We start from the raw sequence: 23,379 nt of genomic DNA, 5'->3' as shown, positions 1-23,379 counted from the left end.
CCGGCGGTCCGGCCTGCCCCTGCCCCAGCAGAAGACTTGCGCGAACGGCTGACGCGTGGTGAGGCCTTCCCGCAGGCGCTGGAGGCGCACGGGCTCGCGCTCGAGTTTGAGGCGCTGACGCCCTTTGCTCGCTGGTGCCCCAATTTCCGCGAGACGCGGCGCTTCGACACGCTGTTCTACCTCGCCGCGGCGCCGGAAGGTGCACCCGAGCCGATCGTCGCCGAGCATGAGGCGGTGCGCGCCTTCTGGGCGAGCGCGGCGGAGATCCTCGCCGAGCTCGAAGCGGGCCGCGCCCACGCCATCTTCCCGACCCGGCGCAACCTCGAGCGGCTCGCCCGCTTCGCCTCGATCGAAGAGGCGCGGGCCGACGCGGCGCGCCACCCGGTCACCAAGATCGTGCCGTGGGTCGAGACGCGCGACGGGGCGCCGCACGTCTGCATCCCGGACGAGATCGGCTATCCGGTGACCTCGGAACCGCTGGAGACCGCGAGGCGTCGGTAGACGATGAGACGGCTGCGCCGGACCATTTTAAGCCTGATCGCGCTCGGTCTGCTCGTGCTGGGCGCGCTACTCCTCTACGGCCACGCGCGGCGCCACCCGGAGGACATGCCCTGGACCGAGCTCGACCTGGGCCGGCCGATCGGGCTGTTCACCGGGCGCAAGCTCGCCGACCTCGCCGACGAGGGTCAGCGCTGCCAGGGGTTGATGCGCCGCGCCGGCATCGCCTTCACCGCCTTGCCGCCGCGTTCCGCGGGCCCGCAATGCGGCTACGACCATGCCGTCCGCTTCAGCGCGGGCGGATCGCGAGAGATCGCCTGGCGCCCCGCCGACCTCGGCACCAATTGCGCGGTCGCGGCGGCGCTGGCGCTCTGGGAATGGCACGTCGTCCAGCCCGCCGCGCGGCGCCATTTTGGGCGGCCGGTGGCCTTGATCGAGCATTTCGGCAGCTATGCCTGCCGCCGAATCTACGGCCGCCACGAAGGCGCGTGGAGCGAGCATGCCCGCGCCAATGCGGTCGACATCGCCGCCTTCGTGCTGGAAGGCGGCCGGCGGATCAGCGTCGTCGGCGACTGGGAGGAGGAGGGCGCCGAGGGCCGTTTCCTGCGCGAGGTGCGCGACGGCGCCTGCGACGTTTTCGCGACGGTGCTCTCACCCGATTACAACGAGGCCCACCGCGACCATTTTCACCTCGACCAGGCGGCGCGCGGCGCGATGGGCTGGCGTGGTTGCCGCTGAGCACTTTCAGTCGCGGTCGAACAGCGCGCGAAGCTCGTCCTTGGCGGCTTCGAGCGTCTTCCGGCGCTCGGCGGAGAGATTGTCGCCGGCGCGGTTTATGTAGAAAGTCAGCATCGACATGGCCGACTGATAGGGCGTGCCCTTGCGCCGTCTGCTGCGCTCGGCCGAGCGCTTGAGAGACTTCGCGATCTCCTTCGGATCATCCTTCGCGAAGACCTTGTTCTCGAGGTCGAGCGCGTCCGAATGCTCGGTCACCTCCCGCGACCATTTCTCCTTCGCCGCCACCGCCGCTTCAATGCCGCTTGAAATACTGAATGTCGCGCTCGTGCTTTTCCGCCTCGGCGCGGGTGGGGAAGGTGCCGAGATTGCGGCGCCTCCCGGTCTTCGGATCCTTTTTGCGCGAATAGATGCGCCAGCCGGACTTGAGCTTGCGGATCATGGCCGAAGAACGGACAGGGCCCTACGCTCGTTCCCCGATCAGCGCCGACGTCCGCCCATCCGCGTCCGCTGGGTCTTGCCGTAGCGCGTCTTGCGGGTGCCGGGCTTGCCCTCGTTGGAATGGCCCAGCACCGGCGCCCGGCTCTGCTCCGTGGCGAGGCCGAGCTCGCCGGCTTCGAGGCGGCGGATTTCGTCGCGGAGGCGGGCGGCTTCCTAGAACTCAAGGTCGCCGGCGGCCTTGCGCATGCGCACTTCGAGCTCCTCGATGTAAGCGCGCAGGTTGTGGCCGACGAGGTGCGGCGCTTCCTCGTCGCCGGTGTCGACGATGACGCTGTCGCGGTTGGAGACGTCCGCGAGGATGTCCTGGATGTTGCGCTTGATCGTCGTCGGGGTGATGCCGTGCGCCTGGTTATATTCCTGCTGCTTCTCGCGGCGGCGGTCGGTCTCGCGCATCGCGCGCTCGATCGAGCCGGTGATCGTGTCGGCATAGAGGATGACCGTGCCCTCGACGTTGCGGGCGGCTCGGCCGATCGTCTGGATCAGGCTGGTCTCGGAGCGGAGGAAGCCTTCCTTGTCGGCGTCGAGGATCGCGACCAGGCCGCATTCGGGGATGTCGAGCCCCTCGCGCAGCAGGTTGATGCCGACCAGGACATCGTAAACGCCGAGGCGAAGATCGCGGATCAGCTCGATCCGCTCAAGCGTCTCGACGTCCGAATGCATGTAGCGGACCTTGAGCCCCGCTTCGTGGAGGAACTCGGTGAGATCCTCCGCCATCCGCTTGGTGAGCGTGGTGACGAGGGTGCGATAGCCCTTGGCGGCGGTCGCGCGCGCCTCGGCGATGAGATCGTCGACCTGATCCTCGACCGGCTTGATCTCGACCGGTGGGTCGATCAGGCCGGTGGGGCGGATCACCTGCTCGACGAAGACGCCACTGGTCTGCTCGAGCTCCCACGGGCCCGGCGTCGCCGAGACGGCGACCGTCTGCGGGCGCATCACGTCCCATTCGTTGAAGCGCAAGGGCCGGTTGTCGATGCAGCTCGGCAAGCGGAAGCCATATTCGGCGAGCGTCAGCTTGCGGCGGTGGTCGCCACGCGCCATCGCGCCGACCTGCGGGATGGTCTGGTGACTCTCGTCGACGAAGAGAAGCGCGTTGTCGGGGAGATATTCGAACAGGGTCGGCGGCGGCTCGCCGGGCAGGCGGCCGGTGAGGAAGCGGGAGTAATTCTCGATGCCGGCGCACGAACCGGTCGCGGCGATCATCTCAAGATCGAAATTGGTGCGCTGCTCGAGGCGCTGCGCTTCGAGAAGGCGCCCCTCGGCCTGCAATTCCTTCAGTCGCTCGGTCAGCTCGAAGCGGATCGCCTCCATCGCCTGCTTGAGGGTCGGGCCGGGCGTCACATAGTGGCTGTTCGCATAGACCCGGACGTAATCGAGCGCGGCCGCCTTCTTTCCCGTCAGTGGATCGAACTCGACGATCTCCTCGATCTCGTCGCCGAAGAAGGCGATGCGCCAGGCGCTGTCCTCATAGTGCGAGGGGAAGATTTCGAGGCTGTCGCCGCGCACCCGGAAATTGCCGCGGGCGAAGGCCTGGTCGTTGCGCTTGTACTGAAGCGCGACGAGCTTGCGGATGATCTCGCGCTGGTCGACGCTCTGGCCCTTCTTCAAATCGAAGATCATCGCCGAATAGGTCTCGACCGAGCCGATGCCGTAAATGCAGGAGACTGACGCGACGATGATCACGTCGTCCCGCTCCAGCAGCGAGCGCGTCGCCGAATGGCGCATCCGGTCGATCGCCTCGTTCACCGAGCTTTCCTTCTCGATGTAGGTGTCGGAACGGGGGACATAGGCCTCGGGCTGGTAATAATCGTAATAGGAGACGAAAAACTCGACCGCGTTGTCGGGGAAGAAGCTCTTGAACTCCCCGTAGAGCTGGGCGGCGAGGATCTTGTTGGGGGCGAGCACGAGCGCCGGCCGCTGCAGCGTCTCGATCACCTGCGCGGCCGTATAGGTCTTGCCCGAGCCGGTGACGCCGAGCAGCACCTGCGTCTTCTCGCCCGCGCGGATCTGCTCGACCAGCTCGGCGATGGCCTGCGGCTGGTCGCCAGCGGGCCGGTAATCGGAGACGATCCGGAACGGCTTGCCCCCCTCCGCCTTCTCCGGCCGCTGCGGGCGGTGGGGGACGAAGGCCTGGCCGGTTTCGGGCTCGTCGAGGCTGGTGCGGATCTGGATCGGCATGGCATCGCATATGGCCATAAGCCGGCCCGCGCGCTAGCGTCGCGGCCGACACAAAAGGGAGGGTGACGATGCGCAAGACGACTTCCGCGATCGCGATGCTGCTGCTCGCGGCGTGCGGCGGCCAGAGCGGCAACGAGCAGGCGGCCGCCAGCGGCGAGGGCAAGAGCTCCGCAAGCGTCGCGCTCCAGCCCGGCCAATATGAGACGACGGTCGAGGTCACGCGTGTCGCGATGGCCAATATGCCCAACATGCCCGCAGGCATGACCCCGCCGCCGCCGCCGACCACGGTCCGTTCCTGCCTGACCCCCGAGCAGGCGGCGCGGCCCAACGCCAATTTCCTCTCCGGCAGCGGCGACACCGGCGGCTGCGAATATTCCAATTTCTCGATGGATGGCGGCCGGATGCGTGGCACCGTCCAGTGCGATTCGGAAGGCTCGACGATGCGCTCGACCTTCGACGGCCGGATCAGCGGCGATGGCTATCAGATGACGTCGCAGGCGCAGGTTACCGCGAGCGGGATGACGATGGAGATGGACACCCGCACCACCGCGCGACGGATCGGCGATTGTCCGGCCGGCTGACCCTCGCGGCGCTGCCGGCCGCGCTCCTTGCCGCTTCCTGCGGCGGCGCGCCGGAGAGCCGCAACATGACCGCGAACGAGGTTGCGGCCGAGCTCGCCGAGATCCGCATCGCGCCGGGCCTGTGGGAGGTGCGGAGCGAGGTCGTCTCGGTCAGCGCGCCGGGCCTGCCGCTCGTCACGCGCAACCGCATGGTCGGGCCACGGCCGACGGTGCGCAACTGCATCACGCCCGAGCAGGCGGCGCGGCCCAATGCCAATTTCCTCTCCGGCGGCAATACCGGCAATTGCGCCTATCGCGACTTCTCGATGGACGGCGGCCGGATGCAGGGCGCGATGACCTGCCGAAACGAGGATCCGCCCGGAATCACCGAGGCGGCGATGGACGGCACCCACCGACCAGGCGGCTACGACATGACGATGCGGATGGAGACGCAGCTGCCGGGCGGGGGCGTGATGCAGGTCGAGACTCGGACGCAGGGGCGGCGGCTGAGCGAATGCCCCGCCGGCGGCGATCCAAACGCGAACGCCCAAGCGGAGAAGGCAGGATGATCGGTTACGTCACTCTGGGCAGCAACGACATGGCCAAGGCGCGCGAATATTATGACGCGCTGCTCGGCACGATCGGCGCGAAGCGGCTGATGGAATTTCCCGACGAGTTCGGCGGCTTCACCATGTGGGGAACGAGCTGGGGCCAGCCGGCCATTGCCGTCACCACGCCCTATAACAAGGAGGCCGCGCGCGCCGGCAACGGCAACATGGTCGCAATAGTCATGGACAGCCGCAACAAGGTCGACGCGTTCTATGCAAAGGCGCTGGAACTGGGCGGCAGCGACGAGGGGCCGCCGGGCGTGCGCGGCGAGGAAGGGTCGCGGGCCTTTTACGGCGCCTATTTCCGCGATCCCGAAGGCAACAAGATCTGCGCCTTCCGGATCGGCCCGGCCGCCTGATTCATGCGGGTCAGGGTGATCGTCAATGCAGGCGGCGGCACCCTGATCGGCGGCGGAGAGGACAAGGCGCGCGGCAGGATCGAAGTGGCGATGGACGCCGCCGGCGTCAAGGCGGAGACCGCGACGACGGTACCGGAGGCGATCGCGGCGGCCTTCGCGGAGGCGGCGAAGGCGCCCGGGCTCGATGCCGTCGTCGCGGCGGGCGGCGACGGCACGGTGAGCTGCGCCGCCGGTGCGCTCGCGGATGCGGACCGCCCACTCGGCATCCTCCCGCTCGGCACGCGCAACCATCTCGCCCGCGACGCCGGCCTCCCGCTCGGGCTTGAGGAGGCCGCGCAGGTGATCGCTGCGGGCCATGTCCGCGCGATCGACGTCGCCGGGGTCAACGGCCATGTCTTCGTCAACAACAGCGCGGTCGGCCTCTATCCCGACATGGTCCGCCTGCGTGACTTCGAGGAGTCGCACGGCGGCCGAGGCCGGCGGCGCGCGATGCTCTCAGCGAGCCTCAGGGCGCTGCGTTCGTTCAAGCGGCGCCGGCTGTGGATCAGCGCGCCGGGGATCGAGGCGCCGGTGCGGACGCCGTTGCTGTTCGTCGGCAACAATCGCTACCAGGTGAACCTGCTCGCGCTCGGGCGGCGCGAGACTCTCGACGCCGGCGAGCTCTCCATCCACGCGGTGCGGGCGCGGAGCCGCGGTCACCTGCTCTGGGCGGGGCTGAGAGGCCTGTTCGGCAGGCTCGACCAGCAGCGCGACTTCGTCACCGTCTACGCGCCCGAAGCGGAGATTTCCTCGGACCGCGCCGCGCTGACGATCGCTGCGGACGGCGAGACGCTGCGGCTCGAAACCCCGCTCCGCTATTGCATCCGGCCGAAGGCGCTGAAGCTCATCGTGCCCGCGGAACGCTGAAGGTCAGGCCGACGGGTGTGGCGACGAAGCGGCCTGGCGCGAGGCCACGGGCGCGGCGGAGCGCGGCGAGCCGCCGCCAGGGATCGTCGATCGGCTCCCAGGTGAGCTGGAAGGTGCCCCAGTGCATGCCGAGCGCGGTAACCGGATTCAAAATCTCAAAGACGCGCATCGCCTCTTCGGGATTGACGTGGTTGCTCGCCATCACCTCGCGCGGCTCGTAGGCGCCGATCGGGAGAATGGCGAGACGATAGGGGCCGAGCGCCGCCGCCTCGCGAGCCCAGGAGCCGTCGCCCCAGCCGGTGTCGCCGGCGAAGAAGATATTGCCCGATGGGGTGCGCACGGCGAAGGCCGACCAGAGCGCGCGATTGCGGTCGGTGAACCAGCGCGAGCCCCAATGATGGTTGCGCGCGACGATCACTTCGGCACCGTCGCGTAATGGCACCCTCCCACCCCAGTCGCGAGCCACCGACTCCACCCCCGCTTTGCGAAGGATCGTGTCGTTGCCGAGGCTGGTGACGATGACCGGCCGGTCGCGCGTCCAGAGCCGCCGGAGCGTCGGCAGGTCCATATGGTCGTAATGATTGTGGCTGACGAGGACGAGATCGATCGGCGGCAGGTCCTCGAAGCGCACGCCCGGCGCGCGCACCCGCCTGGGGCCTATGAAGGAGAAAGGCGAAGCGCGCTCCGACCAGATCGGATCGGTGACGATGTTCAGTCCCGCGGTCTGGACGAGGACGGTGGCGTGACCGATCCAGGTGACCAGCATCCGCTCGCCCTCGACCCGGCGCGGCGGGACGGTGTGGCGGATGGGGACCTGGTCGGGCCAGGTCGCGGCCTCGCCTCGCGCCGACGCCATGCGGTCCATGACAGTGCCGCGCCGGCGCGGGCGCTCCGGCGCCGAAACCGAGTTGAAGAAGCGCGCGCCGTCATACTGGCCGCTCACCGGACCGTCATAATAGATCCGGTCGAGGAATGGCGGAATCACGGTCGGCGCGAAGCAGATCGCGACGAGCAGGAAGAGGAGGCCCGCACTGAGCCAGCGGAGAATGCGCCTCATCACCTGGTACCGCCCGGGGCGCGCGACGAGCGTTACTGGGCGAGGGTGAAGCCCGCCGGCGGGCGGCTTTCGGCATGCTCCTCATGATACATGTCGAAGACGATCCGCCGGGTCGTGCCGCCGCAGGAGACGGCATAGGCGTTGGTGATCGAACCGAAGCCGCCCATCCCGGCCTCGCCGCGCGTGCCGACCCGGATCGGCGACCCGTCGGCGCAGCGGACTCGAGCGAGATAGGCGCGCTCGCCCTCGGGCCCGCCGACCCGCACCGGATTTTCGATCGTGCCGAGCGGATAGGCCTCGGCCGCGGTGACGAGGCGGGCCATCTCCTCGGCCGGCGTCTCGGTGTTCATCTCGCGGAACAGGGCTTCGGGCGACTGGGTGCGTTCGCCAAGCTCCGGCTGGCCCTGCTGCTGGGCGACGGCGGGAACGGAAATGGCAAGGGCGGACAAGGGGATAAGAAGGAAACGCATGCGACTCTCCGACAGGGGCGATCCGTGTAGAAGGGTTGCGGGCCGCCGCACAAGCAGCTTGCGGCGACGCGCGGGAGATGCAGCGGGCGTTCTCACTGGAAATCGCGGGATCGTATCCTGAGCCCGCCATCGCGGCTCATGGCTAGGGCCGCATGCGCGGGAGCGCGCTCGCGCGGGTCGCTCCCTCCGACGCGGGCGCCGTCGCCGGGGCCGGGACGATGCGGAAAATGCATTTCGCCGACCTGATGGAGCATCGGCGTCAGGTCCTCGATTCTTTCGGCGATGACGTGGATCACCTGCCCCTCGCGCTGGAGCGTCCCATGGACCGCGACCATGGCGGCGGATAGGATGATCCGCCGATAACGGTCGAAGAGGCGCTGCCAGACGATCGCGTTGGCGATGCCGGTCTCATCCTCCAGCGTCAGGAAGGTAACGTTACCCTTACCCGGCCGCTGGCGGACGAGGACGATGCCGGCGACCTGGATTTTGGCGCCGTCCTTCAGCCTGGTGAACCGGGCGGCGGGGACGATGCCGCGGCGGTCCAGCTCCGGTCGGAGGAAGGCGACGGGATGGGAGCGAAGGCTGAGCTGGACGGCACGATAATCCTCGACCACCTCGCGGCCCATCGTCATCGGCGTCAGCGCCACCTCGGGCTCGCCCTCGCGCGTTTCTGCAGCATCGAACAGCGGCAGCGGCACCGCATCGAGCCCGCGTACCCGCCACAAAGCCTGGCGCCGGTCGAGGCCGAGCGCGCGAAAGGCGTCGGCATCGGCGAGCTTCTCCAGCGCCGCCGCCGGGACGCTGGAGCGCCGCCACACATCCTCGACGCTGGTGAAGGGCGCGTCCAACGCCGCCGCCGAGATTCGGGCGCCATGATCGTTGGAGAGCCCCTTCACCATCCTGAGGCCGAGGCGGAGGGCGAGATATTTGCTCTCCGCCGCCTCCAACGTGCAATCCCAACGGCTGGCGTTGACGCAGACGGGGCGCACTTCGACGCCATGTTCGCGCGCGTCGCGGACGAGCTGGGCAACGCCGTAGAAGCCCATCGGCTGGGCATTGAGGATCGCGCAGCAAAAAACGTCCGGATGATAATGCTTCATCCAAGAGGAGGCATAAGCGATCCTGGCGAAGCTTGCGGCATGGCTCTCCGGAAAGCCGTAGCTGCCGAAGCCCTCGATCTGCTTGAAGGTCCGCTCGGCGAAATCGAGGGCATAGCCGTTCTCGAGCATGCCGTTGATCAGCTTGTTCTTGAACCGCGTGACGCCCCCCGTGGACTTGAATGTCGCCATCGCCTTGCGAAGCGCATCGGCCTCGTGCGGCTTGAACCCGGCGCCCACCATTGCGACTTTCATTGCCTGCTCCTGGAAGAGCGGTACGCCGAGGGTTTTCTCCAGAACCTCTTTCAGCGCTTCGCTGGGATAGTCGACTGTCTCCTTACCTTCCCGCCGTCGCAGATAAGGGTGGACCATATTGCCCTGGATCGGCCCGGGGCGGACGATCGCGACCTGGATGACGATGTCGTAAAATCTGCGGGGTCTCAGCCGCGGCAGCATCGACATCTGCGCCCGGCTTTCGATCTGGAAGGTGCCGAGCGTGTCGGCCTCGCAGATCATGTCGTAGACCTTGGGATCGTCGGTCTGCATCTCCGGAGAGGCAAGCGTCAGTCGCTGGCCTTTATATTCGGCCAGGAGGTCGAAGGCGCGCCGCATGCAGCCGAGCATCCCCAGCCCCAGCACGTCGAGCTTCATGATCCGCAATTCCTCGAGATCGTCCTTCTCCCACTCGATCACCCAGCGATTCTCCATCGCCGCGGGCTCGATGGGGACGATATCGTCCAGGTGATCATGGGTGAGGACGAAGCCGCCAGGATGCTGGCTGAGATGGCGCGGCGTTCCGATCAGCTGCCGGGTCAGCTCCAGGGTGAGCGCCAGCCGGGGGTCATCCTTGTCGAGACCCAGCTCCTGCACATGCCCCTCGGCAACGCCATCATTGGACCAGCCCCAGACCTGACCGGACAAGGTGCTGGTCACATCCTCGGAAAGCCCGAGCGCCTTGCCGACCTCGCGCACCGCGCCGCGCGTCCGGTAGCGGCTGACCACGGCGGTGATCGCCGCATGTTCGTGCCCGTAATTTTCGTAAATCCACTGGATGACTTCTTCGCGCCGCTCATGCTCGAAATCGACGTCGACGTCGGGCGGCTCCTTGCGATCGTCGGAGAGAAAGCGCTCGAACAGCAATTTGTGCGCGACCGGATCGATCGAGGTGATGCCGAGGACGTAGCAGATCATCGAATTGGCGGCAGAACCTCGGCCTTGGCACAGGATCCCCTGGCTGCGGGCGAACTGCACGACCGAATTGACGGTGAGGAAGTAAGGCGCGAATCCCCACGCACGAACGAGCTGTAGCTCGTATTCCAGCAGGTCCTCATGCGTCTTGGGTGCGTTGCCGCCATATTTGGCCTTGAGGGCATTGCGGGCCAGCCGCTCCAGAGCATCCTGAGGCGAGAGACCCGTCATCACGACTTCGTCGGGATACTGGTAACTGAGTTCTCGCAATGAGAACCTGCATCTCTCCGCAATGTCGGTGGTGGCGCGGATTGCATCGGGGAAATGGCGAAAGCGGCGTTCCATCTCCCCCGGGGATTTCAGATAGCGGTCCGCGTAGCGCTCGCGGCGGAAGCCGAGCTCGTCGATGGTGCAATGCTCGCGGATCGCGGTGACGACGTCGTGGAGCATGCGTTTGTCGGGGCTGTCGTAGAGGACGTCGCCGGTGGCGAGGCTCCTGAGGCCGTAGCGGCGGGCAAGTGCGTCGAGCGCATGGAGGCGCGCCGCCTCGCCCGGGCGGCGGCGGTGGGTAAGGACGAGATGGGCTCGCTCGCCGAAAATATCAGCCGTCTGGGCCAGGGCAACCTCGGTCATCCGGTCCGCCTCGTCCGGCACCAGCGCCGCGACCAGGCCGTCGCTCCACGCGGCGACATCCTCCCAATGGAGGAAGCATTGACCCTTTTCGCCCTTCTTGCGATCGGCCCGGCCCTTGCCGACGGTGAGCAGCCGGGTGAGGCGCGACCAGGCGGCGCGGTCCTCGGGCCAGACCAACAGCGAGGAACCGTCCATGAGATCGAGCCGACAGCCGGCGACGAGGCGAACGCCGGTCGCATCGCCGGCACGCAATGCCTTGACCAGCCCGCCGACCGTGTTGCGGTCGGTTATACCGAGCGCCTGATAACCGAGCAGGGCGGCGGCCGAAAACAGCTTCTCCGCGCTGGAAACGCCGCGCAGGAAGCTGAAATGCGTCGCAACCTGAAGCTCGACATAGGTCACGCGAACACTCCCTGCAGATGCCAGCTGAGGTCGCCCGTGGCGGAATCCTCGCCGTCGCCGCTACGGAACAGCCAGAAACGGGCGCCGCTTTCGTCCACGACCTGGAAATAGTCGCGGACGGCGGCGCGCTCGCCTTCGCGGCGCCACCATTCGCCATAGACCCGCTCGGGGCCGTCGGCGGCGGCGACCTGGTGGACGCGGCCGCGCCAGCGGAAGCGGCGCGGTGGGCCATCGGGCAACGCGGCCATCACCTGCTCGACCGGCTCGGGCGGCGAGAGCAGCCGGATGGGGCGCGGCCAGCGCGGCCAATCCACCGTCTCCGCGAGCGGTCCGGCGCGGGCGACGCTGCGCTCGGGCAGATCGCTTTCGAGCGCGGTCAGCCGGTAGAGGCGGCGCGCGCCCAGGCGGACCGCGCGCCGATCGACCAGAGCGGCGAGCGCGGGCGCCGGCGGCTCGCCGGAGAGCACGCTGGCGACCGGCCGGGCGGCGAGCGGCTCGACCCGGGCGGCGACGAGGCGCAGGCGCTCGATGCCGAAGCCGGGATCGATCTTCTCGATCTTCGCGTAGAGGAGTTGCCGCAGATGATCGCCGTCGCGGGTTGCGCGGGAGAGGCTAACTATTTGCCATTGCACACTATTATCGACAAGCTGGCAGGCGAGGGCGAGGCGGCGGGCGCCGAGCCCGGCTTCGGCCAGCTTGGGCACGAGGCGGCGGACCGCTTCGCCAAGCGCTTCGGCGATCGCCTCGGCGCCGGCGATCGGCTCCATGAAGCGGAGCAGGACCGACGACGGCTCCTCCGGGACGATCGGCGCGAACGGCTCGGGGGCGCGGCCGAGCGCCTCATCGAGACGGAGCAGAAATTCCGCGCCGAAGCGGCGCTGGAGCGGCGCGCGCGGCATCGCGATCAGCTCGCCGACCCGGTCGAGGCCGAGCCGGCGGGCGGTGGCGAGCGCCGCCTCGTCGAGGCGCAAGGCGGCGAGCGGGAAGTGCGCGATCGCCGCCGCTTCTTCGCCGCCGGGGCACAGGCTTAGCGGCACCCCGCCGAAGCGGGCGAGCGCATGCGCCGCGCCGGTCGTGCCCGCGACGGCGATCCGGGCGGAAAAGCCGAGCCGCCGGACGAAGGCGAGGATGCGTTCGCACATCGCTTGTTCGCCGCCGAAGAGATGGGCGACGCCGCTGAGATCGAGCCAGAGGCCGTCCGCGCCGGAGAGGGCCGCGCGCGGCGTCCAGCGGCGAGCGGCGAACAGGCCGCGGCGCTGGAGCAAGGCGGCGTCGCCCGCCGGGTCGGCGGGGCGAACGTCGAGGCCCGAGACGAGGATGCGCGCCTTGGCGAGCGGCATGCCGGGCGCGAGGCCAAGCGCACGCGCCTGCGGACAGACGGCGGCGAGGAGATCGCGATTGCCGACGCGATGGGCGGTGACCAGGGCGCCATGGCCTTCGCGCATCTTGACCGGAGCGGATATCTCCTCCCGCGCCCAGCGCGCACCCGGACGCCAATGGCCCGGCTTCACACCTTTAGATTCTCCCTTTGGACAGGGAGGAATTGGGACGGGGTGAGCTTCGGGCTTATGCCGCGATGCGATGCGCTCGGCCCGCCTGATCCGGTCGATCGCCAGATCCGGGAGCCAGATTGAGGCGAGCCTCGGCATCGGGAGCCTCCAACAGCCATTCATGAGGTGGGCCGCCGCGCTGCCGCACCAACATGACCCGCCAGCGGGCGCGGCCCATGCCCTGGAGCGGGTCGATCCCGTAAGGTGGCGGTGCGGAGGGCGCGGCGGCGAGGCGCCAGCGGGTCACCGCCGCCGAAGGCAGTGCCAGCGGGTCCGCGCCCAGCTTCTTCCAGCGGCGGAGCAGCAGGACCGAAGTGCCGCCCTCCTCGGCAGCGAGCTGGAGGCGGCGGGCGGCGGGCATGGTGACGCGCCCAGCCTCGCCGATAATGGCGGCGAGGCTGCCGTGGCGCGCGCCCTCCTCCAGCACCGCCAGCACCTCTTCGTCGTTGCGGCATTCGGCGTGGAGCAGCCGCTCCGGCCCCAGCCCCGCCTGGGCCAGGCCGGGCGCGAACAGGTCGCGGCGCGTCTGCGCCCACAGCACCTGGCCGCCGACGCGCATCATCGCCGCGCGGGCGGCGAGCCTGGCGAGGAACAAGGTCACGGCGGCATCGTCGGTGGGAGAAGGGCCCGCCGCCGCTGCCTCGTGCAGGGCGGCCAGCGCCAGCCCACCCCCGGCGAGCCGCGCATCGACCTCGGCGATGCCGAACGGCAGCACTGCGCCCTCCGCGGCGCGGCCGGCGGTTTCGATGCGGGCGATCTCGTCGCGCAAGGCGGCGAGGCGCGCCGCGCGGAAAGGCGAAGCGGACATCAGCGACTCGATTCGGTTGTTCGCTTTATGTTCTACCTTCATTCATGCGGAGTCAAGTTGACGGGCGAAAGAGAGGGCGGCTCGACAATCCGTGCCCGCTCCACCAGAAGGCCCCATGATCTTTCGCCGCACGCTGCTTCTCGCTTTTTCGCTTTTCCTTGCCGTCCCCGCCTTCGCCCAGAGCGCCCAGCCGACCGCTCCGGTGGCCGCCGCTCAGGAGCGGGGCGACCAGGACTGGCTCTATCGCGGCTCAGACATCGCGCGCGATCCGGCCTGGCGCTTCGGCACGCTTCCCAACGGTCTACACTATGCGGTGCGGCGCAACCCGCTTCCCGCCGGCCAGGTCTCGATCCGCATCCGGCTCGATGTCGGGGCGCTCCACGAGGCCGACGATGAGCAGGGCTGGGCGCATTATCTGGAGCATATGCTGTTCCGCGGCACCGAGAGCTATCCGGCCCGCCGGGCGCGCGAGATTTGGGCCGAACTGGGTGCCAGCTTCGGCAGCGACAGCAACGCCACCACCGACGCCACCGAGACAGTCTATCAGCTCGACCTCCCCCATGCGGATCGGGCCAGCCTCGACACCAGCATGCGCGTGCTCGCCGAGATGATGTGGCGGGCGCGGATCGAGGCGGACGCGGTCGTGGCAGAACGGCCGGTGGTGCTTGCCGAGAAGGGCCGCCGGCCCGAGCTCAACCGGCGCGGTGACGAGCTCAGCCGGCCGCTTTATTATGCCGGGCTGCGCTACATGGAGCGCGATACGATCGGCACCGACGAGACGCTGAATGCCGCCACCGCCGCGGGCCTCACCGCTTTCTACCGGCGCTGGTACCGGCCCGAGCGCGCGACGATCGTGATGGTCGGCGACGCCGATCCCGAGATGATGGAAGCGCTGATCCGCGAGCGGTTCGGCGAGTGGCGGGGTGAAGGGCAGCCGCCGTCCGACCCGGATTTCGGCGCCCCCGCCGAGGTCGCGGAGCCGGTCGCCAATCTCGTCTATCCCGGCGTTCCGGTGACGGCCAATGCCGGCTGGGTGCGACCGTACGAACCGATTCCCCATACGCTGGCGCGCGAGCGGCTGTTCCTCGAGGAGATGCTCGCCGCCCGGATCATCAACCGGCGGCTCGAGGCCCATGCGCGGGGCGGCGAGGCCGCCTTCATCGGCGCCGCGATCGGCGTGTCGCGGCGGCGGAACATCGCGAACATGACCAATCTCCAGCTCACCGCGCGCGACGGACGCTGGCGCGAGGCGCTCGCGGAGAGCTTCGCCATCGTCGGCGATGCCCTGCGCGCGCCGCCGAGCGACGTCGAGATCGACCGCGAGCTGCAGAATCTGCGCACCGGGATCAGCGCGGCCGTGCAGGGCGAGGCGACGATCCTCTCGCAGGCCCGCGCCCAGCAGCTGATCAACGCGATCGATGGCGGCGCGGTGGTCGCGGCCGCCACGACCGTGCGCGACAATTTCGAGCGCAACGCACCCGAAATGACTCCGGCGGCGATCGGCGCGGCGATGCAGCGGCTGTTCACCGGCTCGGGCCCGCGCCTGCTGCTGAGTTCGCCCGAGGCGATCGCCGGCGGTCCGGCGACCTTGGCCGAGGGGCTCGCCGCCGCCCGCGCCGCCGCGCCCGCGGTGCGCCAGGCCGAGCGCCGGGTAAGCTTCGCCGATCTGCCGCCTCTGGACCCGCCGGGCCGCGAGGTTTCGCGCCGCCGGATCGACGATCTCGACGTCACCATCGTCCATTTCGCCAACGGCTCGACCCTGACCTTCAAGCGCACCTTATTCGAGCAGGGCGAGGTCCATGTCCGCCTGCGCTTCGGCAACGGCACCGCGGGCCTGCCGCCCGACCGGCCCTCGCTCGGCTGGATGACGCCGCTGGTGGCGCCGTCGGGCCTCGCCGGGCTCGATCTGGACGGGCTGGAAAGGCTGCTGACCGGGCGGCGGATGCTGCTCGCCTTCGGCACCGACGAGGACGCCTTCGTCCTGTCGGGCGCGACCAATGCCGGCGACCTGCACGATCAGCTCCGCCTGCTCGTCACCAAGCTCACCCATCCGCGCTGGGATCCGAATCTGTTCGCCCGCTTCCAGTCGGGCGCGCTGGAAAATTACCCGCTGCAATTCTCCTCGGCGTCGGCGCGGGCGCGGCGCGAGCTCGCCGCCCTCGTCCGTCCCAACGACCAGCGCTGGCGGCCGACCGAGCGCGACGAAATCCGCGCCGCCACAGTCGATCAGCTGCGCGATTATTACACGCCCCTGCTCTCGGCCGGACCGGTCCACGCGATCATCGTCGGCGACATCGAGCTCGACGCCGCGGTCGAGGCGATGCGCCGCACGGTCGGCGCGCTGCCCCGGCGCGAGGAGGCCGCTCCCGCACCGGGGGCCGAGACGCTTCGCCCGCCCGTCCCCTCGCCCGAGCCGCGCCGCTTCACCCATGAGGGCGATCCCAACCAGGCCTATGCGATGATCGGCTGGTCGACGCTCGGCGGGCGCGACCGGACCCGCGAGCGCCGCGCGCTCGCGCTCGCCGCGAACATCTTCCAGGTGCGATTGTTCGACCGGCTGCGCGAGGCGGAGGGCGCGACCTATTCGCCGAGCGCCGCCCATGTCGGCTCGGAAAGCTTCCCCGAATGGGGAATTTTCTATGCCGGCGCGGAAATCCGCCCCGACCGTGCCGAGGCCTTCTTCCGCGCCGCGCGCGAGATCGTCGCCGACCTCGCCACCCGCCCGGCCCCGCCTGAGGAGTTCGCCCGCGCGCTCAATCCGGTGATCAGCGGCATCGAACGGCGTCTGGCGACCAACGCTTATTGGCTGGAGGCGCTGGAGAATTGGGTATCCTCGCCGCAGGACATCGAGAACGTCCGCAACTATCTTGCCGACTATCGCGCGCTGACCGCCGAGGACGTGCGCCGCGCGGTCGCGACCTGGGTCGCCGACCAGGGCGACTGGTCGATGCTCGTACTTCCGGCTAGAGGGGCTTCCACGACGAGAAGCGAATAGTGACCGACAGCGCCGTTCCCATCGCCGCGCAGCCGGCGCCGCCCGCCAAGGGCAGCTGGAACCCGTTCCGGCTGCACGGCCGGCCGTTCTTCGAGGACAAGAACCGCGCCTTCTGGACGCTGCAGACGATGGGCTGGGCTGGCTATTTCGTCCTGCGCACCCTGTCCGGCATCGCCAATGCGATGGGCTGGAGCTATGTGCTCCACACCCTGCTGCTGACCGCGACGGGCTATTCGATCACCTTGCTGATGGCCGCCGCCTTCCGCCGGCTCATCCAGATGAAGGAAATCATCACCTGGGTCGGCTCGATCCTGATCGTGATCGGCGCCGCCTTCGCTTTTTCCGCGATCGAGACCTGGAGCGTCGCCACCTTCGTTCAGCCGGGGACTCGGCCAGAGGGAATTCGCTTCCTCGGCGCGATCCTCCTGACTGTCTCGCTGCTCATTGCCTGGTCCGCGCTCTATTACAGCATCAATTTCTACATCCTCCTGGAGGAGCAGAGCGCCCGGCTGCTGCGGCTCGAAGGCCAGGCCTCGAACGCGCAACTGGCGATGCTGCGCTACCAGCTCAACCCGCACTTCCTGTTCAACACGCTGAATTCGATCTCGACCCTCGTCCTGCTCAAGCAGACCGAGCGGGCGAACGCGATGCTCTCGCGCCTCTCCTCCTTCCTGCGCTACACGCTCGTCAACGAATCGATCGGGATGGTGACGCTCGCGCAGGAGGTCGAGACGCTGAAGCTCTATCTCGAGATCGAGAAGATGCGCTTCGAGGACCGGCTGCGCCCGCATTTCGAGATCGATCCGGGGTGCAACATGGCGCTGCTCCCCTCGCTCCTGCTCCAGCCTTTGATCGAGAATGCGATCAAATATGCGGTGACGCCGCAGGAGGAGGGCGCCGACATCTCGATCGAGGTCAGGCGGCAGGGCGACCGGGTCGTCATCCTGGTCAGCGACACCGGGCCGGGGAGCGACTCGCAATATACGGCCCGCGCCGCGGAATCGACCGGAGTCGGTCTGGCGAACATTCGGGACCGTCTGGCGCAGGCCTATGGCGACAACCACCGCTTCGAGACACAGTCGGACATTCAGGGGGGCTTCCGCGTTCTCATCGACATTCCCTATCAAATTGAAGAAGCCGAGGAGCCGAAATGACCATTCGCACCATCCTGGTGGACGACGAGCCGCTCGCCATTCAGGGGCTGCAACTCCGTTTGGAGCCGTTCGACGACGTCGAGATCGTCGACACCTGCTCGAACGGGCGGGAGGCGATCCGATCGATCAAGACCCACAAGCCCGACCTCGTCTTCCTCGACATCCAGATGCCGGGCTTCGACGGATTTTCGGTGGTGCAGGGCCTGATGGAGGTCGAGCCGCCGCTCTTCGTCTTCGTCACCGCCTATAGCGAGCACGCGATCCGCGCTTTCGAGGCGCAGGCGGTCGACTATCTGATGAAGCCGGTCGACGAGGCGCGGCTCGCCGACACGCTCGACCGGGTCAGGCAGCGCCTGAGCGAGAAGCGCGGTGTCGAGGAGATGGAGAAACTGAAGGAGGTGCTCGCCGAGGTCGCGCCGGAGGCGATGGAGAATGTGGAAGCGGCGGCCGCCGGCGACGATGCCCATGCCGCCAACCGCTACGAGCGGATGATCAACATCAAGGATCGCGGCCAGATTTTCCGGGTCGACGTGGATTCGATCGAGAAGATCGACGCCGCCGGGGACTATATGTGCATCTATACCGGCGACAACACGCTGATCCTGCGCGAGACGATGAAAGACCTGGAGAAAAGGCTCGATCCGCGCCGTTTCCAGCGCGTCCACCGCTCTACCATCGTCAATCTCGACCAGGTCAGGCAAGTGAAGCCGCATACCAACGGCGAGTGCTTCTTGGTGCTCGACAGCGGGGCGCAGGTGAAGGTCAGCCGCTCCTATCGCGACGTCGTGGCGCGCTTCGTCCATTGACGGTGTTGAGCGCAAGAATCGGGACGCGCGTGCCTCGCGGTGCCGGCAGGGGAGCGCTATGAGCCGAGCAGACAAGTTCCGAGCCTTCGCCGCGCTGCATGTGCCGGGCGACCCGGTCGTCCTCTACAACGCCTGGGACGCGGGGAGCGCCAGGGTGGTCGCCGAGACGGGAGCCAAAGCGATCGCGACCGGAAGCGCTTCCGTGGCGGCGGCGCAGGGCTTTTCGGACGCGGAGGCGTTGCCGCTGGAGCTGGCGCTCGCCAATGCGGAGCGGGTGGTGGCGGCGGTCGAGTTGCCGGTGACGATCGATTTCGAGGGGGCCTATGCGATCGAGCCCAAGGCGGCGGCGGCGAACGTCGCGCGGCTGGCGGCGGCCGGGGCGGTCGGCTGCAATTTCGAGGATCAAGTGATCGGGGGCGAGGGGCTGCACCCGGTGGATTTCCAGGCGGAGCGAATCCGCGCGATCCGCGCCGCGGTCGGGCCGGACTTCTTCCTGAACGCGCGGACCGACATCTTCCTCAAGGCGAAGATCGAGACGCACGACGCGGCGATGGTCGAGCACGCGCTGGAGCGGGCCCATGCCTACGCCGAAGCCGGCGCGAGCGGCTTCTTCGCGCCCTTGCTCTCCGATCTCGATCTGCTCGCGCGCTTCTGCGCGGCCTCGCCCTTGCCGGTGAACTTCATGGCGTATCCGGGGGCGCCTTCCGCGAGGGACGTCGCCGCGAAAGGCGTGGCGCGGATCAGCCACGGACCGTTTCCGCACAAGCTGGCGATGAAAGCGCTGAAGGACGCCGCGGCGGCGATCTACGCCTAGGCGAGCATGTCCTCGGCGGCGAAGGCGGCGGCGAGCCGGTCCATCCGCTCGATGATCTGGCGCTGGCGGTTGGCGCGCTTTGCGGTGACGTCGCGCATCGGGGCCTCGCCCTCCGCCTCATAGATGACGAGACCATCTTCCTCGATCTGGCGAAGCAGCTCGATCGCGCGGTCGCGCTCGTCGAGGATCAGGGCCACCACATCCCGAGTCATGAACCCCACATAGCGCAAATCCGACGGGAGTCGAAACGTGGACTTCGCGCGTCCCGCCGCATAGCCTCCTCGCATGGCCGCGTCCCAGCAGCGCTTCGCCGACCCGGCGACGGAACGGGCCTTCCTGCGCGCCGAGCGGAGCGAGCGGGGCGGGGCGATCCGGGCGCTGATCGTGCTCGCCGCGCTCACCCTCATTTCCTACATATTGATCAACCCGATGCACCTGCCGCGCGACGGCGTGGTCGCCTACAGCGCCGCGGCCGGGACGCTGATCCTGCTGATGGCGGGCTTCTTCGCGCTGACCCGGACGGACATCTATCTCGACCGGCCGTGGCTCGATCTGCCGGTCTTCGTCCTGCTCGCCGCCGCGATGACATGGCTCGCGCTCGTCCTGGCCGGGCTCGCCGCCTACACCGGGTTTCCGGCCCATGTGATGGCTATGGTGCAGATGGCGATACTTGTGGTCTTCGCCAGCGTCGGCTTTGCCGGCACCTTCCGGCTCTTCCTGCTCTGGTCGTTCGCGCTGTTCGCGCTGTTCGCCGCCTGGCTGTTCACGCGGGACAATGTCTCCGAGATCAGCCGGGTCTACACCCTCACCAATTTCTCGACCTTCTTCGTCTTCGCGCTCTACTTCAACTGGGACACGGAGCGGCGGGCGCGCAAGGTGTTCGCCGCCAACCAGGCGCTGGAAGCCGAGCGGGCGAAGACCGAGGCCCTGCTCTACAACGTGCTGCCGCAGGAGGTGGCGGCGCGCCTGAAGGCGGGCGAGGCGGTCGCCGACGCCTTCTCGGACGTGACCGTCGTCTTCGTCGACCTCGTCGATTTCTCAAGGCTCGCCAAGAGGCTCTCGCCCGGACATCTGGTCGAATTGCTCAACGGGGTCTTCTCGGCCGCGGACCGCTGCGCCGAGCGCCACGGGCTGGAAAAGGTGAAGACGATCGGCGACGCCTATCTCGCGGTGGCGGGCGGCATGGCCTCGCGCGACGCGGGCAGCCGCGCGGCGATCGCCTTTTCCGCCGACCTGATCGAAGAGCTCGGCGGAATGGCGAACGAACGCGGCCTCCCGCTCCAGGCGCGGATCGGCGTCCATACCGGCCCGGTTGTCGGAGGGGTGATCGGCAGCCACCGCCTCGCCTACGATTATTGGGGCGATACGATGAACATCGCCAGCCGCCTGCAGGGCGCCGCGCCGCCGAACGGCATCGCCGTTTCCGAAGCGACTTATTTCCAGACCCAGGCGCTGCTCGCCTACGAGGCGCGTGCGCTCGTGCTCAAGGGGATCGGCGAGACCGACGTCTATGTCGCCAGCCTGAGCCGCGCCTGAGAGCGGAACCCGGAGCGCGCCGGGGCGGTTCGACAGGCGATGAAGGCGCTGCTCATCCACCATCCGGACGCCGGCTCCGGCTCGCCCTCGCGCAAGGCGCTCGAGAAGGCGATCAAGGCGGCGGGCTGGAGGCTCGATTATCTGGAGCGCGACGACGCCGACGCGAAGGCGCTCGTCAAGGCCAAGGCCGATCTGATCGCGATCGCCGGCGGCGACGGGACGGTGGCGGACACCGTCAAGATTCTGCCCGACCGGACGGTGCCGGTGGCAATCATCCCGATCGGCAACGCCAATAATGTCGCGCGCTCGCTCGGGCTATGCGCCGCGCCGGAGCGGCTGATCGCGGATTGGGACGCGGAGCGGCTGATCCGGCTCGACATCGGCGAGGCCGAATGTCCGTGGGGAAAGCGGCCGTTCGTGGAGGGAATCGGCTTCGGCGCCTTCGCCCATTCGCTCTGCGTCGTCGAGTCCTGCGAGGACGAGACGGGCTGCCCGACCGGCGTCGAGGCGCTGCGCGCGGCGGTTCGGGAGGCCGAGCCCCTGCCGTTGCGGATCGAGATCGACGGCGAGGAGCTGGCGGGCGAGGCGTTGCTCGTCGAGATCATGAACGTGCCGCTGACCGGGCCACGTCTGCGGCTGGCGCCGCGCGCCCGACCGGGTGGCGGCGAATTATGCGTGACGACGCTCGAGCCGAAAGCGCGGGAGGAAATGCTGGCCTGGCTGAAGGACCCGGGCGGCGATCCGCCCGTTGACCAGCATATCGGCCGGACCGTTCGCATCGCCGGCGGCGACGTGCCGATGCGGATCGACGACGAGCCCTGCCGGCTGGAGACGGGATCCGAGATCATCGTGCGCGTGCAGAGCGAGTCCGTGCAGATCCTCGCCCCGCCGGACGACCCGGCGCTGGCGAGCCGAGTAGCGTGAGATGGAGATTCTGACCGCCGAAGCGCCGGACGAGCGGCTGCTCGCCGAGATCGAGGCCACCGCGGTCGAGCTGGCGCGGCTCGCCGGCGCGGAAATCGAGAACACGCTCGGGAAGGTGCTCGCCGTCGAATATAAGGGCGAGGCGGGCGAGATGGCGCTGCTGCGCGACCCGGTTTCGGAGGTCGACCGCAATGTCGAGACCTTGATCCGCGCCCGGCTGGCGGAGCGCTTCCCGGGCCACGACATCCTCGGCGAGGAATCGGAGGAGCGCCCGGGCCGGGAAAGCGACTTCGTCTGGGCAATCGACCCGATCGACGGCACCACCAATTTCGTCAACGGCTTCCCCCTGTTCGCCGCATCGATCGGCGTGCTTCATCGCCACGTCCCGGTCGTCGGCGCGGTCTGGTGCAGCACCAGCCATGCCCTGCGCGCCGGCGTCTATCATGCCCGCGCGGGCGGCCGGCTCCACTTCGACGAAGCCGAGATCGCCCATATCGGCAATCCAGCGGTTCGCCGCTGGCTGGCGGGCGAACCCGAGGCGACGGCCAGGCCGGGCCTACCGTGGGACGTGCGCAAGACCGGCTCGGCGGCGATCGAGTGCGCCTTCGTCGCAGCCGGCCTGCTGAGGGTCGCGCGGTTCGAGGCGCCGAACGTCTGGGACATTGCCGGCGGCCTGCCGCTGGTGCGCGCGACCGGGGGCGTGATCCTGACCCGTGCCGGCGCGGGCTGGATTCCGTTCGATCGGTTCGAGGCCGTCGCCCATTCGGACAAGGCCCTGGCCGACCTGCGCCACTGGCGCCGGCCGCTGATCATCGGGGAGGAAGCGGCGGCGAATCTGCTCGCCGCTTGAGCCCCGGGGGCGTCTGATGCCCGGCGCTCTTTCGTTCCGAACGGACTCCTTCTAGCCTGCCTCGTTGCGAGGGAGGAACGACTATGCTGAAAAGGGCTCTGCTCGCGGCCGTCGCCGCCGTCGCCATCGCCGCGCCCGCAATGGGTTTCGGGCTGCGCAGCCATCTCTTCATCGCCGATCAGGTCTATGCCGATCTCGCCGATTGCCGGGTCGGCATTCGCGGCCAGGATTTCGCGGTGCCGGCCGCCACCTGCCGCGCGATCCGCGCGCACCGCGGCGAGTTCCTCGCCGGCGCGCTGGGGCCCGACATCTTTCCCGACGTGCTGGTCGGCCAGGCGATCGTCCATCCCGGCGTGCCGAACGGCTGGCAGGCGAGCGACTGGCTCAACCACCTCCTGTCGAATGCGAGCACCGACGCCGAGCTCGCCTTCGCCTGGGGCTATGCGATGCATTATGCGGGCGACGCCTTCGCCCACTCCTACGTCAACAATTATGCCGGCGACGTCTTCGAGATCACCTCGGACCGGACCAAGGCGATCGAGCTCCGCCATTTCCGGCTCGAAAAATATATCGACCAGCGGCTCGCTTACGACATCGACCCGGCGGTGCTGCGCGTCCCCGCCGGCTTCCTGTCGCGCCAGCTGATCCAGTTCGATTATGCCGCCGGCACGCCGCGCGTCACCGATTTCTACGCTCAGGCCTCCGCCGATCCGGAAGGCTTCGCGCGCGGCGCGTCGCAGCGGCTGCGGCGGG

Annotated in this window: 22 protein-coding genes and 1 pseudogene; 14 read left to right on the top strand and 9 right to left on the bottom strand. The window is 68.7% G+C overall.

Annotated features, from left to right (window positions below; genetic code table 11):
• Together ACT4N8_RS01085 and ACT4N8_RS01080 are read left to right on the top strand one after the other, a co-directional pair.
• A partial coding sequence (locus ACT4N8_RS01085; protein ID WP_444856287.1) for an NUDIX hydrolase occupies positions 1 to 501 on the top strand: 501 nt, incomplete at its 5' end.
• A gap of 3 nt (positions 502 to 504) precedes the next feature.
• Positions 505 to 1,236 carry an extensin-like domain-containing protein gene (locus tag ACT4N8_RS01080; RefSeq protein WP_444856286.1) on the top strand — a complete coding sequence of 244 codons (732 nt, stop codon included), beginning with the start codon at positions 505 to 507 and terminating at the stop codon, positions 1,234 to 1,236.
• Between the two features lie 6 nt (positions 1,237 to 1,242).
• On the opposite strand, the gene ACT4N8_RS01075 is transcribed toward ACT4N8_RS01080, so the two are convergent.
• The 3 genes and pseudogenes from ACT4N8_RS01075 to uvrB form a co-directional block, all read right to left on the bottom strand.
• Positions 1,243 to 1,521, bottom strand: a complete 279-nt coding sequence (locus tag ACT4N8_RS01075; RefSeq protein ID WP_444856285.1) for a DUF3175 domain-containing protein — start codon at positions 1,519 to 1,521, stop codon at positions 1,243 to 1,245.
• Between the two features lie 7 nt (positions 1,522 to 1,528).
• Entirely contained in the window at positions 1,529 to 1,675 is a 147-nt protein-coding gene (locus tag ACT4N8_RS01070; protein ID WP_444856284.1) for a hypothetical protein, read from the bottom strand.
• A 38-nt stretch (positions 1,676 to 1,713) separates the two neighbouring features.
• Positions 1,714 to 3,909 (bottom strand): annotated as a pseudogene (gene uvrB, locus ACT4N8_RS01065) (excinuclease ABC subunit UvrB).
• 68 nt (positions 3,910 to 3,977) lie between these two features.
• On the opposite strand from uvrB, the gene ACT4N8_RS01060 reads away from it, so the two are divergent.
• The 4 genes from ACT4N8_RS01060 to ACT4N8_RS01045 are packed head-to-tail and all read left to right on the top strand — an operon-like array spanning position 3,978 to position 6,342.
• Positions 3,978 to 4,490, top strand: coding sequence for a DUF3617 domain-containing protein (locus ACT4N8_RS01060; protein WP_444856283.1), 513 nt, complete (start codon positions 3,978 to 3,980; stop codon positions 4,488 to 4,490).
• Complete coding sequence (locus tag ACT4N8_RS01055) at positions 4,475 to 5,038, top strand: DUF3617 domain-containing protein (RefSeq protein ID WP_444856282.1); 564 nt, start codon at positions 4,475 to 4,477, stop codon at positions 5,036 to 5,038. Before ACT4N8_RS01060 ends, ACT4N8_RS01055 begins: the two co-directional genes overlap by 16 nt.
• Positions 5,035 to 5,436 carry a VOC family protein gene (locus ACT4N8_RS01050; protein WP_444856281.1) on the top strand — a complete coding sequence of 134 codons (402 nt, stop codon included), beginning with the start codon at positions 5,035 to 5,037 and terminating at the stop codon, positions 5,434 to 5,436. Before ACT4N8_RS01055 ends, ACT4N8_RS01050 begins: the two co-directional genes overlap by 4 nt.
• 15 nt (positions 5,437 to 5,451) lie before the next feature.
• Positions 5,452 to 6,342, top strand: coding sequence for a diacylglycerol/lipid kinase family protein (locus ACT4N8_RS01045; RefSeq protein ID WP_444856280.1), 891 nt, complete (start codon positions 5,452 to 5,454; stop codon positions 6,340 to 6,342).
• On the opposite strand, the gene ACT4N8_RS01040 is transcribed toward ACT4N8_RS01045, so the two are convergent.
• The 5 genes from ACT4N8_RS01040 to ACT4N8_RS01020 form a co-directional block, all read right to left on the bottom strand.
• The gene (locus ACT4N8_RS01040) at positions 6,320 to 7,399 is read right to left on the bottom strand and encodes an MBL fold metallo-hydrolase (protein WP_444856279.1); all 1,080 of its coding nucleotides are present in this window, start codon (positions 7,397 to 7,399) and stop codon (positions 6,320 to 6,322) included. The two genes, ACT4N8_RS01045 and ACT4N8_RS01040, sit on opposite strands and share 23 nt — an antisense overlap.
• Positions 7,400 to 7,431: 32 nt before the next feature.
• Positions 7,432 to 7,869, bottom strand: coding sequence for a hypothetical protein (locus tag ACT4N8_RS01035; protein ID WP_444856278.1), 438 nt, complete (start codon positions 7,867 to 7,869; stop codon positions 7,432 to 7,434).
• A gap of 92 nt (positions 7,870 to 7,961) precedes the next feature.
• Entirely contained in the window at positions 7,962 to 11,189 is a 3,228-nt protein-coding gene (locus ACT4N8_RS01030; RefSeq protein WP_444856277.1) for an error-prone DNA polymerase, read from the bottom strand.
• Positions 11,186 to 12,700 carry a DUF6504 family protein gene (locus tag ACT4N8_RS01025; protein ID WP_444856276.1) on the bottom strand — a complete coding sequence of 505 codons (1,515 nt, stop codon included), beginning with the start codon at positions 12,698 to 12,700 and terminating at the stop codon, positions 11,186 to 11,188. Before ACT4N8_RS01025 ends, ACT4N8_RS01030 begins: the two co-directional genes overlap by 4 nt.
• Before the next feature lie 55 nt (positions 12,701 to 12,755).
• Positions 12,756 to 13,547 carry an ImuA family protein gene (locus ACT4N8_RS01020; RefSeq protein ID WP_444856275.1) on the bottom strand — a complete coding sequence of 264 codons (792 nt, stop codon included), beginning with the start codon at positions 13,545 to 13,547 and terminating at the stop codon, positions 12,756 to 12,758.
• A 115-nt stretch (positions 13,548 to 13,662) separates the two neighbouring features.
• Between ACT4N8_RS01020 and ACT4N8_RS01015 the strand changes: the two genes are divergently transcribed.
• From ACT4N8_RS01015 to ACT4N8_RS01000, 4 genes are all read left to right on the top strand, one after another.
• Positions 13,663 to 16,542: a M16 family metallopeptidase gene (locus ACT4N8_RS01015; protein WP_444856274.1), complete on the top strand. Its 2,880-nt coding sequence runs from the start codon at positions 13,663 to 13,665 to the stop codon at positions 16,540 to 16,542.
• Between the two features lie 128 nt (positions 16,543 to 16,670).
• Positions 16,671 to 17,696 (top strand): sensor histidine kinase, encoded by a 1,026-nt coding sequence (locus ACT4N8_RS01010; RefSeq protein ID WP_444856288.1) that lies wholly within the window; start codon positions 16,671 to 16,673, stop codon positions 17,694 to 17,696.
• The gene (locus tag ACT4N8_RS01005; RefSeq protein WP_444856273.1) at positions 17,693 to 18,502 is read left to right on the top strand and encodes a LytR/AlgR family response regulator transcription factor; all 810 of its coding nucleotides are present in this window, start codon (positions 17,693 to 17,695) and stop codon (positions 18,500 to 18,502) included. Before ACT4N8_RS01010 ends, ACT4N8_RS01005 begins: the two co-directional genes overlap by 4 nt.
• Before the next feature lie 58 nt (positions 18,503 to 18,560).
• The gene (locus ACT4N8_RS01000; RefSeq protein WP_444856272.1) at positions 18,561 to 19,316 is read left to right on the top strand and encodes an isocitrate lyase/PEP mutase family protein; all 756 of its coding nucleotides are present in this window, start codon (positions 18,561 to 18,563) and stop codon (positions 19,314 to 19,316) included.
• Here ACT4N8_RS01000 and ACT4N8_RS00995 read toward each other — a convergent pair.
• A complete protein-coding gene (locus tag ACT4N8_RS00995) occupies positions 19,313 to 19,528 on the bottom strand; it encodes a hypothetical protein (protein WP_444856271.1) in 216 nt (71 codons plus the stop codon). The two genes, ACT4N8_RS01000 and ACT4N8_RS00995, sit on opposite strands and share 4 nt — an antisense overlap.
• Before the next feature lie 73 nt (positions 19,529 to 19,601).
• On the opposite strand from ACT4N8_RS00995, the gene ACT4N8_RS00990 reads away from it, so the two are divergent.
• The 4 genes from ACT4N8_RS00990 to ACT4N8_RS00975 all read left to right on the top strand — a co-directional run.
• Positions 19,602 to 20,852: an adenylate/guanylate cyclase domain-containing protein gene (locus tag ACT4N8_RS00990; RefSeq protein ID WP_444856270.1), complete on the top strand. Its 1,251-nt coding sequence runs from the start codon at positions 19,602 to 19,604 to the stop codon at positions 20,850 to 20,852.
• A gap of 39 nt (positions 20,853 to 20,891) precedes the next feature.
• Entirely contained in the window at positions 20,892 to 21,776 is an 885-nt protein-coding gene (locus tag ACT4N8_RS00985; RefSeq protein ID WP_444856269.1) for a diacylglycerol/lipid kinase family protein, read from the top strand.
• A 1-nt stretch (position 21,777) separates the two neighbouring features.
• Complete coding sequence (locus ACT4N8_RS00980; RefSeq protein WP_444856268.1) at positions 21,778 to 22,626, top strand: inositol monophosphatase family protein; 849 nt, start codon at positions 21,778 to 21,780, stop codon at positions 22,624 to 22,626.
• An 83-nt stretch (positions 22,627 to 22,709) separates the two neighbouring features.
• A partial coding sequence (locus ACT4N8_RS00975; protein ID WP_444856267.1) for a zinc dependent phospholipase C family protein occupies positions 22,710 to 23,379 on the top strand: 670 nt, incomplete at its 3' end.

The sequence above is a fragment of the Sphingosinicella sp. genome (assembly GCF_052387495.1).
GTDB lineage: Bacteria > Pseudomonadota > Alphaproteobacteria > Sphingomonadales > Sphingomonadaceae > Allosphingosinicella.
The sequence above is the reverse complement of the archived record's forward strand: the minus strand, read 5'-3'. Positions and strand labels throughout refer to the sequence as shown.

Bases quoted from the DNA above. Each gene is read 5' to 3' on its own strand.
- ACT4N8_RS01015 (WP_444856274.1), top strand. From the start codon at position 13,663: ATGATCTTTCGCCGCACGCTGCTTCTCGCTTTTTCGCTTTTCCTTGCC.
- ACT4N8_RS01020 (WP_444856275.1), bottom strand. From the start codon at position 13,547: ATGTCCGCTTCGCCTTTCCGCGCGGCGCGCCTCGCCGCCTTGCGCGAC.
- ACT4N8_RS01000 (WP_444856272.1), top strand. From the start codon at position 18,561: ATGAGCCGAGCAGACAAGTTCCGAGCCTTCGCCGCGCTGCATGTGCCG.
- ACT4N8_RS01010 (WP_444856288.1), top strand. From the start codon at position 16,671: ATGGGCTGGGCTGGCTATTTCGTCCTGCGCACCCTGTCCGGCATCGCC.
- ACT4N8_RS00980 (WP_444856268.1), top strand. From the start codon at position 21,778: ATGGAGATTCTGACCGCCGAAGCGCCGGACGAGCGGCTGCTCGCCGAG.
- ACT4N8_RS00995 (WP_444856271.1), bottom strand. From the start codon at position 19,528: ATGACTCGGGATGTGGTGGCCCTGATCCTCGACGAGCGCGACCGCGCG.
- ACT4N8_RS01080 (WP_444856286.1), top strand. From the start codon at position 505: ATGAGACGGCTGCGCCGGACCATTTTAAGCCTGATCGCGCTCGGTCTG.
- ACT4N8_RS01005 (WP_444856273.1), top strand. From the start codon at position 17,693: ATGACCATTCGCACCATCCTGGTGGACGACGAGCCGCTCGCCATTCAG.
- ACT4N8_RS01040 (WP_444856279.1), bottom strand. From the start codon at position 7,399: ATGAGGCGCATTCTCCGCTGGCTCAGTGCGGGCCTCCTCTTCCTGCTC.
- ACT4N8_RS01060 (WP_444856283.1), top strand. From the start codon at position 3,978: ATGCGCAAGACGACTTCCGCGATCGCGATGCTGCTGCTCGCGGCGTGC.
- ACT4N8_RS01035 (WP_444856278.1), bottom strand. From the start codon at position 7,869: ATGCGTTTCCTTCTTATCCCCTTGTCCGCCCTTGCCATTTCCGTTCCC.
- ACT4N8_RS00990 (WP_444856270.1), top strand. From the start codon at position 19,602: ATGGCCGCGTCCCAGCAGCGCTTCGCCGACCCGGCGACGGAACGGGCC.
- ACT4N8_RS01050 (WP_444856281.1), top strand. From the start codon at position 5,035: ATGATCGGTTACGTCACTCTGGGCAGCAACGACATGGCCAAGGCGCGC.
- ACT4N8_RS00985 (WP_444856269.1), top strand. From the start codon at position 20,892: ATGAAGGCGCTGCTCATCCACCATCCGGACGCCGGCTCCGGCTCGCCC.
- ACT4N8_RS01070 (WP_444856284.1), bottom strand. From the start codon at position 1,675: ATGATCCGCAAGCTCAAGTCCGGCTGGCGCATCTATTCGCGCAAAAAG.